Consider the following 14,002-nt stretch of genomic DNA (forward strand, 5'->3'; position numbering starts at 1 on the left):
AAGGTAACAGCGATGCAAGAAGGCCGAAAGACCTTGCGGAAGATTTCCGCAAGGAGCGTTGATCGTTACTGTGGCGCGTCCCGTCGATTGCGGCCGGCCCTCTTGACGCGGGGCCTGAAGGCCTGACGGGAAGGGATCGCGCAGGTGGGAGACGTACGGCCGGGAGGGCACCCGTACCGCAGGAAGGTTTCGCAAGATCTTGCAAGAACGGTTCCGGACGGCCGGTTCCCGCGCGCGGTGGGCAATCGGACAGCCGCCCGGTACAGTCCACTCACATGACCGCACGGCTTGCCGATATCGCAACTCAGGCGGGGGTCAGCGAAGCGACGGTCAGCCGCGTACTGAACGGCAAACCCGGGGTTGCCGCGGCCACCCGTGAATCCGTACTCGCCGCGCTCGACGTCCTCGGCTACGAACGTCCGGTGCGGCTGCGCCGCCGCAGCGCGGGACTCGTCGGCCTGATCACCCCCGAGCTGGAGAATCCGATCTTCCCGGCGCTGGCGCAGGTCATCGGCCAGGCGCTGACACGGCAGGGCTACACCCCCGTGCTCGCGACCCAGACCCCCGGCGGATCCACCGAGGACGAGCTGACGGAGATGCTCGTCGAGCGGGATGTCTCGGGCATCATCTTCGTCTCCGGACTGCACGCCGACACCTCCGCCGACATGCGGCGGTACGAGAAACTGCGTGCCCAGGGCGTGCCCTTCGTCCTCGTGGACGGTTTCTCGCCGAAGGTCCAGGCGCCGTTCATCTCCCCCGACGACCGGGCGGCGATGCGGCTGGCGGTGACCCATCTCGTCTCGCTCGGCCATCAGCGGATCGGCCTGGCCGTGGGCCCCCGCCGCTTCGTCCCGGTGCTCCGCAAGATCGAGGGGTTCCGGTCCACCGTCCAGGAGTTGCTGGGGCTGTCCTCCGGCGAGACGGACGAGCTGATCCAGCAGTCGCTGTTCACGCTGGAGGGCGGCCAGGCGGCGGCCTCGGCGCTGATCGACCGCGGCTGTACGGCGGTGGTGTGCGCGAGCGACATGATGGCGCTGGGCGCCATCCGGGCGGGGCGCCGGCTCGGGCTCGAAGTGCCGCGCGATCTGTCGGTGGTCGGTTTCGACGACTCGCCCCTCATAGCGTTCACCGATCCTCCGCTCACGACGATCCGCAAGCCGGTGCCGTCCATGGGCCAGGCGGCGGTGCGGACGCTCCTGGAGGAGATCGGCGGTACCCCCGCGCCGCACAGCGAGTTCGTCTTCATGCCCGAGCTGGTGGTTCGCGGTTCAACCGCCTCGGGTCCGGCCCCCGGGCCGCACGGCGCGTCCGGGTCGCGGGCCCGTTCCTGAGGGCTGAGAACTCGTCCTGCGGTAGTAGCACATGCGCGGGGAACCCGACCGGGGGATGATCGGTCGGAGAACCAGAATCTGGCAGACTCTCTCGCTATGGGTGAACCGACAGTGAAGACAGAGGAAGGCCTTGGGGCCGCCCCGTCACCCATCACTCACGAGGAGGCCGACGCGAACCACGTGCCGACCGACGCGCCCCGCGACGCGGCCACGGAACCGGTGGACGGCCGCTCGTGGCTACGGCGGGCGCGCTCACCCCGCCGTCCCCGCATCTGGTTCGAAATCCTCCTGATCGCGGTCAGTTACTGGACGTACTCACTGATCCGCAACGCGGTCCCGGAGCAGCGGACGAAGGCCCTGGAGAACGCGGCCTGGATCTGGCACGCCGAACAGACTCTCGGCATCGCGGTGGAGCGGTCGGTCAACCACGCGGTGAATTCCGTGACGTGGCTGATCGTGGGCATGAACTACTACTACGCGACCCTGCACTTCGTCGTCACGATCGGGGTCCTGGTCTGGCTCTTCCGCAGCCATCCCGGCCGGTACGCGGCCGGGCGGCTGGTGCTCTTCGCGACCACGGCCGTGGCCCTCCTCGGCTACTACCTGTATCCGCTGGCACCGCCGCGGCTGATGGCGGGGACCCGTTTCATCGACACGGTCGCGCACCACGAGACCTGGGGCTCGATGGCCTCGGGCGACCTCAAGAACATGTCCAACCAGTACGCGGCCATGCCGTCGATGCACATCGGCTGGTCGCTGTGGTGCGGACTGACGGTCTTCGCGCTGGCCAGGGCGCCGTGGGCGAGGATCCTCGGTCTGCTCTACCCGGCGGCCACCCTGGTGGTGATCGTCTCCACCGCGAACCACTTCTGGCTGGACGCGGTGGGCGGCATGGCCTGTCTGGCGTTCGGCTTCGCGGTCTCGTACGTCTGGTACGGCTCGCTCCCCCACCAGCTCCCCCGCGCCGTGGCGGAGGACGACGGTACGGGGCGGTGGCTCACCGGGCGACGGCCGGCGGGGCGATGGCTGCCGGAACGCCGGCCGTCGGTGTTCGGGCCCGTGAGGCGTACGGCGGTCCCGCCGACGGCGCCGGAGCCGGCGGCGCGAGGCGGTGCGGCAGACGGCGGAGCAGGCGCCGACGGGGCACCGGTCGGCGGGGCACCGGCCGCCGTCCGGGACACCCAGGACGCCCGGGAGGCGGGGAACGCACGGGGGGCCTGGGACGCACAGGAAGCCCGGGACGCCCGGGACGCACGGGAGGCCGAGGACGCACAGGAGGCCTGGGAGGCACGCGCCACCCCGGTCGTCCGGGACGGCTCCACGGCCGCCTCCTCGCGCGGCGCTCACCCCGCGTCGTAGAACAGCCGCTCGACCACCGCGCGTGCCCTGCGCGTGATGCGCCGGTAGTCGTCGAGCATGTCCCCCACGTGTCCGGGCCCGTACCCCAGGTAGCGGCCCATCGCGGCCAGCTCCCGGCCGTCCGACGGGAAGGTGTCGCCCGGCCTGCCCCGGACCAGCATCACCCCGTTGCGCACCCGGGAGGCCAGCACCCAGGCGTCGTCCAGGATCTGCGCGTCCTCCGCCGAGAGCAGCTCCGCCGCCTCGGCCGCCGCGAGCGCCTCGCGGGTGCGGGTGGTCCGCAGCCCCGGTTCCGCCCAGCCGTGCCGCATCTGGAGCAACTGGACCGTCCACTCCACATCCGAGAGACCGCCCCGGCCCAGCTTGGTGTGGAGCGTCGGATCGGCGCCCCGGGGCAGCCGCTCCCGCTCCATCCGCGCCTTGAGGCGGCGGATCTCCCGTACCGCGTCCTCGCCGAGCCCCTCCGCCGGATACCGCAGGGTGTCGATCACCTCGATGAAGCGGCGGCCGAGATCGGCGTCGCCTGCCATCGGCTCCGCGCGCAGCAGCGCCTGGCTCTCCCAGACCAGCGACCAGCGCCGGTAGTACGCCGCGTAGGAGGCCAGCGTGCGCACCATGGGACCGCTCTTGCCCTCCGGACGCAGATCCGCGTCGATCAGCAACGGCGGGTCGGCGGTGGGGAGCTGGAGCAGCCGGCGCATCTCGGTGACCACCGCGTTCGCGGCGCGGGCCGCCTCGTGCTCGTCGATGTCCTCGCGCGGCTCGTGCACGAACAGCACATCGGCGTCCGAGCCGTAGCTCAGCTCGTGCCCGCCGAACCTGCCCATGCCGATGACGGCGAACCTGGTCGGCAGGGTCTCGCCCCACTCCGCCCGTACGGCGGCGCGCAGGGCGCCCGCGAGCGTCGCCGCGTTGAGGTCCGTGACCGCGTTCCCGACCCGGTCGACCAGCGCCCCGGGGTCCTCCTCGGCCGGGCTCTCCTCCGTGCCGTACGAGCCGATCAGATCGGCGGCGGCCGTACGGAACAGCTCCCGGCGGCGCACCCCGCGCGCGGCGGCGACGGCGCCCTCGGCGGTGTCCGCGCGCCCGACCGCCGAGAGGATCTCCTGTTCGAGATGGTCCCGGCCGCGTGGGGCCAGGCCGCCCGGGTCGCCAAGGATCGCGACCGCCTCGGGCGCGCGCAGCAGCAGATCGGGGGCGAGCCGTCCTGCCGACAGCACCCGCGCCAGATTCTCCGCCGCCGCGCCCTCGTCCCGCAGCAGCCGCAGATACCACGGGGTCTTGCCGAGCGCGTCCGACACCTTGCGGAAGCCGAGCAGCCCCGCGTCGGGATCGGCCGAGTCCGCGAACCAGCCCAGCAGCACCGGCAGCAGCGTCCGCTGGATCGCCGCCTTGCGGCTCACCCCGGAGGACAGCGCCTCAAGATGGCGCAGCGCCGCCACCGGGTCGTCGTAGCCGAGCGCTTCGAGCCGCTGGCCGGCCGCCTTCGGGCTGAGCCGGGTCTCGCCGGGCGTGAGCTGCGCGACCGCGTCGAGCAGCGGCCGGTAGAAGAGCTTCTCGTGCAGCCGCCGCACCACCGAGGCATGGCGTCGCCACACCTTGTTCAGCTCGGCGACCGGATCGCCGCGCAGCCCGAGCGAGCGCCCGAGCCGGCGCAGATCGGCCTCGTCCTCCGGGACGAGATGCGTACGGCGCAGCCGGTAGAGCTGGATGTGGTGCTCCATGGCGCGCAGGAAGCGGTAGGCCTCGTCGAACTGCCGGGCGTCCGTACGGCCCACATAGCCGCCCGCGGCCAGCGCGCCGAGCGCTTCGAGGGTGGAGCTGCTGCGCAGTGAGGCGTCGCTGCGGCCGTGGACCAGTTGGAGGAGCTGTACGGCGAACTCGACGTCCCGCAGCCCGCCGGGACCGAGCTTCAGCTCACGCTCGGCCTGGCCCGCGGGCAGGTTGTCGATGACGCGGCGGCGCATCTTCTGGACGTCGGGCACGAAGTGCTCACGCTCGGCGGCCTGCCAGACCAGGGGCGAGACGGCGTCGATGTACTCCGCGCCGAGCTGCGGGTCCCCCGCCACCACCCGGGCCTTGAGCAGCGCCTGGAACTCCCAGGTCTTGGCCCAGCGCTGGTAGTACGCGAGATGGCTGCTCAGCGTCCGTACGAGCGGCCCGTTGCGGCCCTCGGGCCGCAGATTGGCGTCGACGGGCCAGATGGTCCCCTCGACGTTCGACTCGGAGCAGATCCGCATCAGATGGGACGCCAGCCGGGTCGCCGCCCGGACCGCCCTGCCCTCGTCGGCGGAGCCGTCCACGCCTTCCGGCGGCTCCCCGACGAAGATCACGTCCACGTCGGAGACATAGTTCAGCTCGTGGCCGCCGCACTTGCCCATCGCGATGACGGCGAGGCGGCACGCGGCGGCGTCCTCGGGCGCGGCGGCCCTGGCGATCGCGAGGGCCGCGCGCAGGGTCGCGGTGGCCAGATCGGCCAGTTCGGCGGCGGTCTGGGCGACATCCGTCGTACCGCAGACGTCCCGGGCGGCGATGGCCAGCAGACAGCGGCGGTAGGCGACCCGCAGGGACACCGGGTCGTCGGCCCCGGCGAGACAGCGCTCGAACTCCTCGACGCCGGGGTGCAGATCGGCCAGTTCATAGGTGACCAGGGCGTGCCAGTCCCCGGGGTGTCTGGCGAGATGGTCGCCGAGTGCCTCGGAGGCGCCGAGCACTCCCAGCAGCCGGTCCCGCAGCGGCTTCGCCGTGATCAGGGTGTCAAGCAGCATCGTCCGCTCGTCGGGCTTCTGCGCCTCGGCCAGCCGGACGAACCCGCGCAGCGCGAGATCGGGGTCTGCGGTCGCGCCGAAGGCGTCGAGCAGCAGCGGATCGGTCCGTACGACCGCCAGCTCCGGCGCGTCGAGCAGGCGCTCGGCGGCGGAGGGGTCGGTGAAGCCGTGCCGCAGCAGGCGGATGAACGTACTGCTTCTGCGACCCGGCACCGTCATCCACCGTCTCCTGTCCGCGACCCCGTCGACCCGTCGACCTCGTCCGATCAACCCCGGGATTCGAGCCTAGGCCCTGTCCGGTCACCGGGCGGCGCGCGGGACCGATGAGTCCTGACCCCGCACACGGCACGGGGCCGACCGACCGGGCGAGCGGGTCGATCGGCCCCTACCCCGTCCGCGTCGGCGGCCGGTGGTGCCGGATACCGGTGACGCCGGGGCGCTGACGGTGCCGGGTGACGACGGTGCCGGGGTACCCCACGGTGCCGGGGTGCCGGCTGCCGGATGCCGGCGGTTACGCCTGGTGGAAGACCGTCACGTCCCAGCGCGCCTTCCACTTGCCGTCACCGAACTGGAGGGACGCCGTGCACTTGTTCGTGTCCCCGTCACACGTCAGACCGGTCACCGGCACGGGAGCCGCCATGGCGGCGATCCCGGGCCGCCCGGTCCCGGCCCACCCCGCGCGCTCGGCGGCCCGCTCCGCCTGATGGAAGACCGTGGCGTTCCAACGGGCCTTCCACTTCCCGTCACCGAACTGAAGAGCCGCCGTGCACTTACCCGTATCGCCATCACATGTCAGACCGGTCACGGGCACCGGAGCGGCGGCGGCCCGCTCCGCCTGGTGGAAGACCGTGGCGTCCCAGCGGGCCTTCCACTTGCCATCACCGAACTGAAGAGCCGCCGTGCACTTACCCGTATCCCCGTCACATGTCAGACCGGTGACCGGCACGGGAGCGGCGGCGACGGCGACGGCAGCGGGGCCGGCCAGCCCGAAGCCGAGGGCCGCGACGGCGGCGACGGTACCGGCGAGGGTGCGGATCATAGGGACGTTCCTTCCGTCTGGGCGCGAGGCACGCCCGGTCGGAAGAAGATCTGCTCCGCTCCGCCGTCACCAACCGTAACCGCCCACGCGTTCACCGGCATGAGCGACAAATCCCTGGTCACACCCCACAGAAGGGTGATTGCCACGAAGACCCGCCCCGTGCGGGGATCACGGGGAGTGTCCTACGGATCGAGCCGGTACTGACGCGGCCGGTGGGTCCATAGGACGAGCCGCGGGTGCAGCGGGCGGGGCCGGCGGCCCAGGAGGCACAGCCGACTGTCGCCTACCGGACCCTCGCATGGGCACGTACCTGCTCGGCCATCCGCTCCAGTTCGGCCGCCACCGCGGGCGAGGCGCTGCCGAGTCCGCTGTGTACGGCCGTCGGGCTCCGCAAGAAGCGCCGCAGCACGGCCACGAGCAGCCCTTCCGGCAGAGTCCGCAACGCGACGAACCCACGGGGCACCGGCGGCGTCGGCAGGGCGGCCAGATTCTGCCGCATGACGCGGAGCATGCCGCGGACCGCGTCCGGATCGTCGGCCAGCGCTACCGGGCCGCCCGCCGCGTTCACCGCCTGCCCGAGTGCCACCTCGAACGCGGCATGCGTCTTGAGCCAGGCGTCCATCCGCGGCTCGGCCCTGGCATTGATCCCGGCGGCGCGGAACTCCCGCACGATCCGCTCCAGTCGAGGGGTGGTGCGGCCGTCGGGTTCGCCGATCGGCATCGCGACCCGGCGGGTCACCACGTTGGTCGGGCGGTAGCGGACCACGTCGCCGTCCATCGTGCCGGCGGCCGCGGGGAAGCCGAGCAGCACCCGCTCGTGGCCGATCACCGCGCCCAGGGGCTTCGCGCCGGCCGCCCAGTTGTGCAGGAACAGCACGTCGCCTTCCAGACCGGCGAGTGACTCCAGCACCGCGTCCACCTGATGGGTGCGGACGAGGACGGCGATCAGGTCGTACCCGCCGGCCGGGTGCTCGACCACCGGCACCGGTATCCGCCTGACGGCCGGGCTGTCTCCCTCGGCGAGCCGCACGCCGTACCGCCGCAGAGCGGCCAGGCGCTCGCCCCGGGCGAGGAGCGAGACGTCGTGCCCGGCCTCGTGCAGGCGGGCGGAGAACAGGCTGCCGAGAACCCCGGCGCCGTACACGAGCAGTTTCATCGACAACCCTCTTTCGCACATGCGTTTCACTCATACGTTCGTTTGAATCAAACGTCTGTACAGTATGCGCGTGGCGCCACCCGACACCCGCACCCAGCTCCTCAACGCGGCCGAACACCTCTTCGCCGAGCGTGGTTACCGCGGCACCTCGGTCCGCGCGATCACCGAACTCGCCGGAGCGAATCTGGCCGCCATCGGGTACCACTTCGGCTCGAAGGCGGAGCTCCTGGCCGCGGTCGCCCGCCGCGTGATCGAGCCCATCACCGCCGCGCAGCGCGCCGGGCTCGACCGACTGCTCGCCCGGACCCCGGACCCGCCGGTCACAGAACTGGTGGAGGCGTTCGCGGGGCCGCTGTTCGACAAGATGCCGGCCAGCGACGAGGGCGGCGCCCGGACGTCCCGGCTGATCGTGACGATCATCAGCGACCCGGCCGAGGAAATGCGCAGTTGGACCGGCCCGGCCGAGAACACGGTTTATGACCGGTACCTGGCGGCCTTCGGACGCGCGCTGCCGGGCCTTTCCCCGGAGGAACTGTGGTTCCGGATGCGGGGGATCCTCGCCGTGACGGCGGTGGACCGCGTCGAGGTCTACAACCGGCGCCCGCCGGCCGGCCTGTCCCCGGCAGCGGGCGAGGCGGCCCGGAGCTGGGCGATCACATTCCTGGCGGCAGCGATGAGCGCGCCACCGACCGGGGCCTGATGTTCCTCAGCCCCTGGTCCCGCCTCACGGAGGCCACGCTCATCGGGGCCGACGGTCGACGACCACCGGCCCCACACGTTCGCGGCGACGCGAACCCTGCTGCGATCCGCGGCTACAGCACCGGGAGGTTCTTGCGGAGTTCGAAGGCCGTGACCTCGCTGCGGTATTCCTCCCACTCCTGCTTCTTGTTGCGGAGGAAGAAGTCGAAGACGTGCTCGCCCAGGGTCTGGGCGACCAGTTCGCTGCGTTCCATCAGGGAGATCGCCTCGCCGAGGTTCTGCGGGAGGGGTTCGATGCCCATCGCGCGGCGTTCGGCGTCGGAGAGGGCCCAGACGTCGTCGTCGGCGCCCGCCGGGAGTTCATAGCCCTCCTCGATGCCCTTGAGGCCGGCGGCGAGGAGCACCGCGTAGGTGAGGTACGGGTTGGCGCCGGAGTCGATCGAGCGGACCTCGACCCGGGCCGAGCCGGTCTTGCCGGGCTTGTACATGGGGACGCGGATCAGCGCCGAGCGGTTGTTGTGGCCCCAGCAGATGTACGAGGGGGCCTCGCCGCCCGAGCCCGCGGTGCGGGTGGAACCGCCCCAGATGCGCTTGTACGAGTTGACCCACTGGTTGGTGACGGCCGAGATCTCCGCCGCGTGCTTCAGCAGACCGGCGATGAAGGAACGGCCGACCTTGGAGAGCTGGTACTCGGCGCCCGACTCGTAGAACGCGTTCCGGTCCCCCTCGAACAGGGAGAGATGGGTGTGCATGCCCGAGCCCGGGTACTCCGAGAACGGCTTCGGCATGAAGGTCGCCTGCACGCCCTGCTCCAGCGCGACCTGCTTCATCACCAGACGGAACGTCATGATGTTGTCGGCGGTCGACAGCGCGTCCGCGTACCGCAGATCGATCTCCTGCTGGCCGGGGGCGCCCTCGTGGTGGCTGAACTCCACCGAGATCCCCATCGACTCCAGCATCGTGATCGCCTGGCGCCGGAAGTCCATCCCGACGTTCTGCGGGGTGTGGTCGAAATAGCCCGAGCTGTCCGCCGGAGTGGGACGGGTGCCGTCGACCGGCTTCTCCTTCAGCAGGAAGAACTCGATCTCGGGGTGGGTGTAGAACGTGAACCCCAGATCCGAGGTCTTGGCGAGCATCCGCTTGAGCACGAAGCGCGGGTCCGCGAAGGACGGCGAGCCGTCGGGCATCAGGATGTCGCAGAACATACGGGCGGTGCCGGGGGCCTCGGCGCGCCAGGGGAGGATCTGGAACGTGCCCGGGTCGGGCTTGGCGATCATGTCGGACTCGTACACACGAGCGAATCCCTCGATCGCGGAGCCGTCGAAGCCCATGCCCTCGTCGAAGGCCTGCTCCAGCTCGGCGGGCGCGACGGCGACCGACTTCAGGAAGCCGAGCACATCGGTGAACCACAGGCGCACGAAGCGGATGTCGCGCTCCTCAAGCGTGCGGAGCACGAATTCCTGCTGCTTATCCATATTAGCTGTCCTACCCATCCTTGCTGGTCAGGCCACCTGCTCCGATGCCTTGGGGCACGTTGGGGCACACGAGCATCCCACCACACGATTTCCGGCACGTTGCGAACCCCCGTCCAACGCTCCGCATCGCGCGCGTGTACGGACACCTGCCCATAGTGCCCTTACGAGTGGTGCCCAGGTAATAGGTGACCGCAACCCATGGTGCTGAAGTGGTGTCGAAGATCGACGCCGGGGGTCCGCGCCGGAGGCGCCGGGGGTCCAGACCTGAGGCGCCGGGGGGCCGTGCCCGGGGCCGGGGGCCGGTGTCCGGCGGTCATTCGCGGATGCGTCCGGCGGTCACCTGTGCGCCGGGCGCGCGCCCGGGGGCCGGGTGTGGGTCTCCGGGTGGCGGACGCCCGTTTCCGGGGGCCGGGTGCGGGCGTGGGTGTCCGACCAGCCCAGGGGATACGGCTCCGAGTCGTCGCCCGGGACCGTGGGCTCCCCGCCCGCCTCCGTGAACGCGGTCAGCGCCCCGACCAGGGCCGTTCGCTGCCCGGGGGTGAGCCGCTCCACGATCGCCGAGATCTCGCGGTGCCGCGCGGCCGTGACCTCCTCGACCAGTCCGCGCCCCTCGGGCGTCAGCCGCAGCATCGTCTCGCGGCGGTTGTCCGGATTGCTCTGCCGGGTCGCGAGACCGGCGGCGATGAGCCGGTCGAGCATGCGCATGGCGGTCGAGGGGTTCACCCCGAGCCGCTCGGCCACCTCCACCAGTTTCGCGTCGCCGTGGGTGGCGAGGACCGCCAGGAGGCGGTACTGGGGCAGGGTGACCCGTTCCCCCACGGCCGCGAGGGAGCGGGCGGACACGGAGACCAGCAGCCGCGAGGCGGCCAGCACGGCATGGGTCACGGCGTCCACGTCCGGCGGACCCCCGGCGGTATCAGCGGCATCAGCGGCATCAGCGTCCACGTCGGGCGGACCCCCGGCGGCACCGGCGGCATCGGCGTCCGGTGGCCCCGCGACATCGGCACGTGGCGGGCCGGCCGCCCCCGGCGGGACACCGGCGCCCTCGCCCGACGGGCCCTCGGCCGACGGCTCCTCGGCCGCGTCCGGCCGGCCCCCGCCGGGCTCGCCCTGGCCGTCACGCGGGGGCGGTGTCTCCGGATGATCGGCCATGTCCTCTTTGTATCGCGCCGATGACCGGTTCGTCCCCCCTCGGGAACCGATTCGTACCGTCCGATGCGTACCGTCGCCCCCGCCGACAGCAAGCCTCCCCCGGGACCCTCACGGGCTCCTCCCGGGCTCCCCACCGGCTCCCGCCGGGCCCCGTCCGGAGCCGGTCGCGGCGTCATCAGACCGCGGAAGGGCTCCTCACTGCTGCTGACCGGGGGCGCACGCACTACGATCTGCGCCCATGGGGGGACCGCGGCGCAGCCACATACGCAGCACGCGTCCCATGGCACTGGCGAGTGCCGTGGCGACGCTGTTCGCCGCGCTCTTCATATGTCTGGGGCCCGAATCCGGCGCCGATCCCGGTTCCGGCCCCGGCTCCACCGGCGGCAGCCATGCCGTGAACCGTTCCTTCACCGCCGTGAGCAAGGCCGAGGCCCGGTTCAGTTGTCCGTACGACGACGGCGACTGCGGGCTCTTCACCCATCTCAGCCCGGCCGTGCTCACCGTACCGCCGCCGGCCTCCCCCCTCGCCGCCGACGTACAGCTTCCGCACCGCGAACTGCCGTGCCCCACCGGCCAGGTGCCCCGCTCCGGAGCGCTCGCCCGCGCGCCGGACCTCCACGTCCTTCAAGTACTGCGGACGTAGCCGGGCCCGCACCCCGCACCGGGATCCCGATCCCCCCACCTGAGTTCCGCAGTTATCCGCGTTCCGTCGTCATCGCAGAAGGACATACATCATGGCTTCCAAGTCCCAGTCCGCCGAGCGCAAGGCCCGAATAGAGGAGATGCGCCGCGCCGAGCGTGCCCGTGAGCGGCGCAACCGCATCATCACGATCACGGCGAGCGCCGTCGTGGTCGTCGCCCTCGTCGGTTTCGGCGGCTACATCCTGAACAAGGAGTCCGACAAGAAGGAGCAGCAGCAGGCGGCGGCCAAGGCGCCCATCAAGGACGAGAAGTCCTGGGACGTCAAGAAGCTCGGGCGCAACCATGTCACCGAGCCGGTCAAGTACCCGATGACGCCGCCGGTGGGCGGTGACCACAACCAGGTGTGGATGAACTGCCAGGGTGACGTCTACAAGGAGCCGGTCCCCGATGTGAACGCCGTCCACTCGCTGGAGCACGGCGCGGTCTGGGTCACGTACAACGACAAGGCCTCGGACGCCGATGTGAAGACGCTCGGCGAGAAGGTCGAGAAGACTCCGTACTCGCTGATGAGCCCGGTGAAGGAGCAGCCCGGCGCGATCATGCTGAGCGCGTGGGGCAAGCAGGTCAGCGTGGAGAGCGCGGGCGACCCGCGGGTGGACCAGTTCCTCACGAAGTACGTCCAGGGCGCGCAGACCCCCGAGCCGGGCGCCGCCTGCACGGGTGGAATGGGCGCGCAGTGAGCCCGGTGACCTCCGCCGCCCGCTCGGTCACCCGTACGCAGTGGGCGGCGATCACCGTGGTCGTCCTGGCGCTGCTCTTCGCCGGTACGGCGACGGTGGCGTCCGCCGGACGCGACAGCGGGGCGGGGCCCGACCCCTCCCCCGCGGCCGGCTCGGCGGACGCGGGCTTCGCCCGTGACATGGCCGTCCACCACCAGCAGGCGGTGGAGATGTCCTTCATCGTGCGCGACAGCACGGACGACGAGGAGGTGCGCCGGCTCGCCTACGACATCGCCAACACCCAGGCGAACCAGCGCGGCATGCTGCTGGGCTGGCTGGATCTGTGGGGACTGCCGAAGGTGGAGGCGGGCCAGGAGCCGATGGCCTGGATGGCGAAGTCCGAGGGCAAGGGCTCCGAGGGGTCCAAGGGCTCCAAGGACACAGCCGACGGCATGGACATGGGTTCCGGCACCGGTTCCGATGATCACAGCGGGATGAGCGGGATGGATCACGGGAGCGCCGGACACGAGGTCCGTGACGGCTCGCTGATGCCCGGCATGGCCACGAAGACGGAGCTGGAGCGGCTCCGCGCGGCACGGGGCGAGCAGGCCGAGATCCTGTATCTCCAGCTCATGACCGACCATCACCAGGGCGGCGTGGCGATGGCGCGAGGCTGCGTCGAGCTGTGCGAGGTCCCCACGGAGAAGAGCCTCGCCGAGGGGATGGTCGCGGCCCAGCAGTCGGAGCTGAGCCTGATGGCGGACCTGCTGAAGGCCCGCGGCGCGAAGCCCCGTACCGGCTGAGGAGCGCTGTACCGGCTCACGGGGCCCGTTCCGGCCTACGGGCCCGTAGCGGTTCTCGGCGGAGGCAAGCGGCTCACGCCGCACAGGGGCCGCCGGTTCGAAACGAACCGGCGGCCCCTGGCACGTTCAGCGGTCGCGCACATTCAGCGGTCGCGTCACCCGAACGGCTGCATGATGATGGATGTGGCTCGGGGTGGACGGAACTCATCTCCACGTATCCACGCACAGGAGGCGGAACCCCATGACCACTGCCAAGGACATCATGCACACCGGAGCCCAGTGGATCCCGGCCCACGAGACCCTTGATCGCGCCGCACAGCTCATGCGTCAGCTCAATGTGGGCGCGCTCCCCATAGCCGACCAGAACGAACGGCTCAGCGGCATACTCACGGACCGTGACATCGTGGTCGGCTGTGTGGCCATGGGCCATGACCCCGCGCAGACCACGGCGGGCGAGATGGCGCACGGCACACCGCGCTGGATCGAGGCGAGCGCGGATGTGGACGACGTGCTGTACGAGATGCAGGGCCACCAGATCCGCCGGCTTCCGGTGATCGAGGACAAGCGCCTGGTCGGAATGATCAGTGAGGCCGATCTCGCCCAGCACCTCAGCGACGAACAGGTCGGCGCGTGGTGCGAGCAGGTCTACGCGACCAGCGGCTCCAGCGGCTCCGCCAAGTCAGGCAGCTCCGCCAAGTCGGGCGGCTCCAGCAGGTCGGGCGGCTCCAGCTAGGACCGGCCGCTCCGGCGCCGACCCCGGACCCGGCATCGGACCCGGCACCCGGCACCCGGCACCCGGCACCCGGCACCCGGCACCCGGACCAGACTCCCGCCCCCGACCCGGCACCGGCCCTGGCAC

11 protein-coding genes and 1 pseudogene are annotated in these 14,002 nt (G+C 71.4%); 7 read left to right on the plus strand and 5 right to left on the minus strand.

Features of this window, described 5'->3' with window-relative positions; genetic code table 11:
* Positions 1–275 precede the first annotated feature (275 nt).
* Together ACFYYH_RS26985 and ACFYYH_RS26990 are read left to right on the plus strand one after the other, a co-directional pair.
* Positions 276–1,331 carry a LacI family DNA-binding transcriptional regulator gene (locus tag ACFYYH_RS26985; protein WP_388556022.1) on the plus strand — a complete coding sequence of 352 codons (1,056 nt, stop codon included), beginning with the start codon at positions 276–278 and terminating at the stop codon, positions 1,329–1,331.
* A gap of 96 nt (positions 1,332–1,427) precedes the next feature.
* Positions 1,428–2,447: pseudogene (locus ACFYYH_RS26990) on the plus strand (phosphatase PAP2 family protein); the annotation flags it as partial.
* A gap of 227 nt (positions 2,448–2,674) precedes the next feature.
* Here ACFYYH_RS26990 and ACFYYH_RS26995 read toward each other — a convergent pair.
* The 3 genes from ACFYYH_RS26995 to ACFYYH_RS27005 all read right to left on the minus strand — a co-directional run bounded on the left by ACFYYH_RS26995 (position 2,675) and on the right by ACFYYH_RS27005 (position 7,653).
* A complete protein-coding gene (locus ACFYYH_RS26995) occupies positions 2,675–5,677 on the minus strand; it encodes a bifunctional [glutamine synthetase] adenylyltransferase/[glutamine synthetase]-adenylyl-L-tyrosine phosphorylase (RefSeq protein WP_388556024.1) in 3,003 nt (1,000 codons plus the stop codon).
* Positions 5,678–5,969: 292 nt separating this feature from the next.
* Positions 5,970–6,497, minus strand: a complete 528-nt coding sequence (locus ACFYYH_RS27000) for a hypothetical protein (protein WP_388556026.1) — start codon at positions 6,495–6,497, stop codon at positions 5,970–5,972.
* A gap of 283 nt (positions 6,498–6,780) precedes the next feature.
* On the minus strand, positions 6,781–7,653 hold the full coding sequence (locus ACFYYH_RS27005) for a ketopantoate reductase family protein (RefSeq protein ID WP_388556029.1): 873 nt from the start codon (positions 7,651–7,653) through the stop codon (positions 6,781–6,783).
* Positions 7,654–7,723: 70 nt separating this feature from the next.
* On the opposite strand from ACFYYH_RS27005, the gene ACFYYH_RS27010 reads away from it, so the two are divergent.
* On the plus strand, positions 7,724–8,353 hold the full coding sequence (locus tag ACFYYH_RS27010) for a TetR/AcrR family transcriptional regulator (RefSeq protein WP_388556031.1): 630 nt from the start codon (positions 7,724–7,726) through the stop codon (positions 8,351–8,353).
* 112 nt (positions 8,354–8,465) lie between these two features.
* Here ACFYYH_RS27010 and glnA read toward each other — a convergent pair whose 3' ends face one another.
* Entirely contained in the window at positions 8,466–9,827 is a 1,362-nt protein-coding gene (gene glnA / locus ACFYYH_RS27015) for a type I glutamate--ammonia ligase (RefSeq protein ID WP_388556033.1), read from the minus strand.
* 336 nt (positions 9,828–10,163) lie between these two features.
* Positions 10,164–10,772, minus strand: a complete 609-nt coding sequence (locus tag ACFYYH_RS27020) for a MarR family winged helix-turn-helix transcriptional regulator (protein WP_388556168.1) — start codon at positions 10,770–10,772, stop codon at positions 10,164–10,166.
* A 487-nt stretch (positions 10,773–11,259) separates the two neighbouring features.
* Between ACFYYH_RS27020 and ACFYYH_RS27025 the strand changes: the two genes are divergently transcribed.
* From ACFYYH_RS27025 to ACFYYH_RS27040, 4 genes are all read left to right on the plus strand, one after another.
* A complete protein-coding gene (locus tag ACFYYH_RS27025) occupies positions 11,260–11,622 on the plus strand; it encodes a hypothetical protein (RefSeq protein ID WP_388556036.1) in 363 nt (120 codons plus the stop codon).
* A gap of 91 nt (positions 11,623–11,713) precedes the next feature.
* Positions 11,714–12,361, plus strand: coding sequence for a DUF3105 domain-containing protein (locus ACFYYH_RS27030; RefSeq protein ID WP_388556039.1), 648 nt, complete (start codon positions 11,714–11,716; stop codon positions 12,359–12,361).
* A 5-nt stretch (positions 12,362–12,366) separates the two neighbouring features.
* The gene (locus ACFYYH_RS27035; protein ID WP_388556170.1) at positions 12,367–13,143 is read left to right on the plus strand and encodes a DUF305 domain-containing protein; all 777 of its coding nucleotides are present in this window, start codon (positions 12,367–12,369) and stop codon (positions 13,141–13,143) included.
* A 241-nt stretch (positions 13,144–13,384) separates the two neighbouring features.
* Positions 13,385–13,876, plus strand: a complete 492-nt coding sequence (locus tag ACFYYH_RS27040) for a CBS domain-containing protein (protein WP_388556042.1) — start codon at positions 13,385–13,387, stop codon at positions 13,874–13,876.
* Positions 13,877–14,002 lie beyond the last annotated feature (126 nt).

The organism is Streptomyces sp. NPDC002018, assembly GCF_042890865.1.
Lineage (GTDB): Bacteria > Actinomycetota > Actinomycetes > Streptomycetales > Streptomycetaceae > Streptomyces.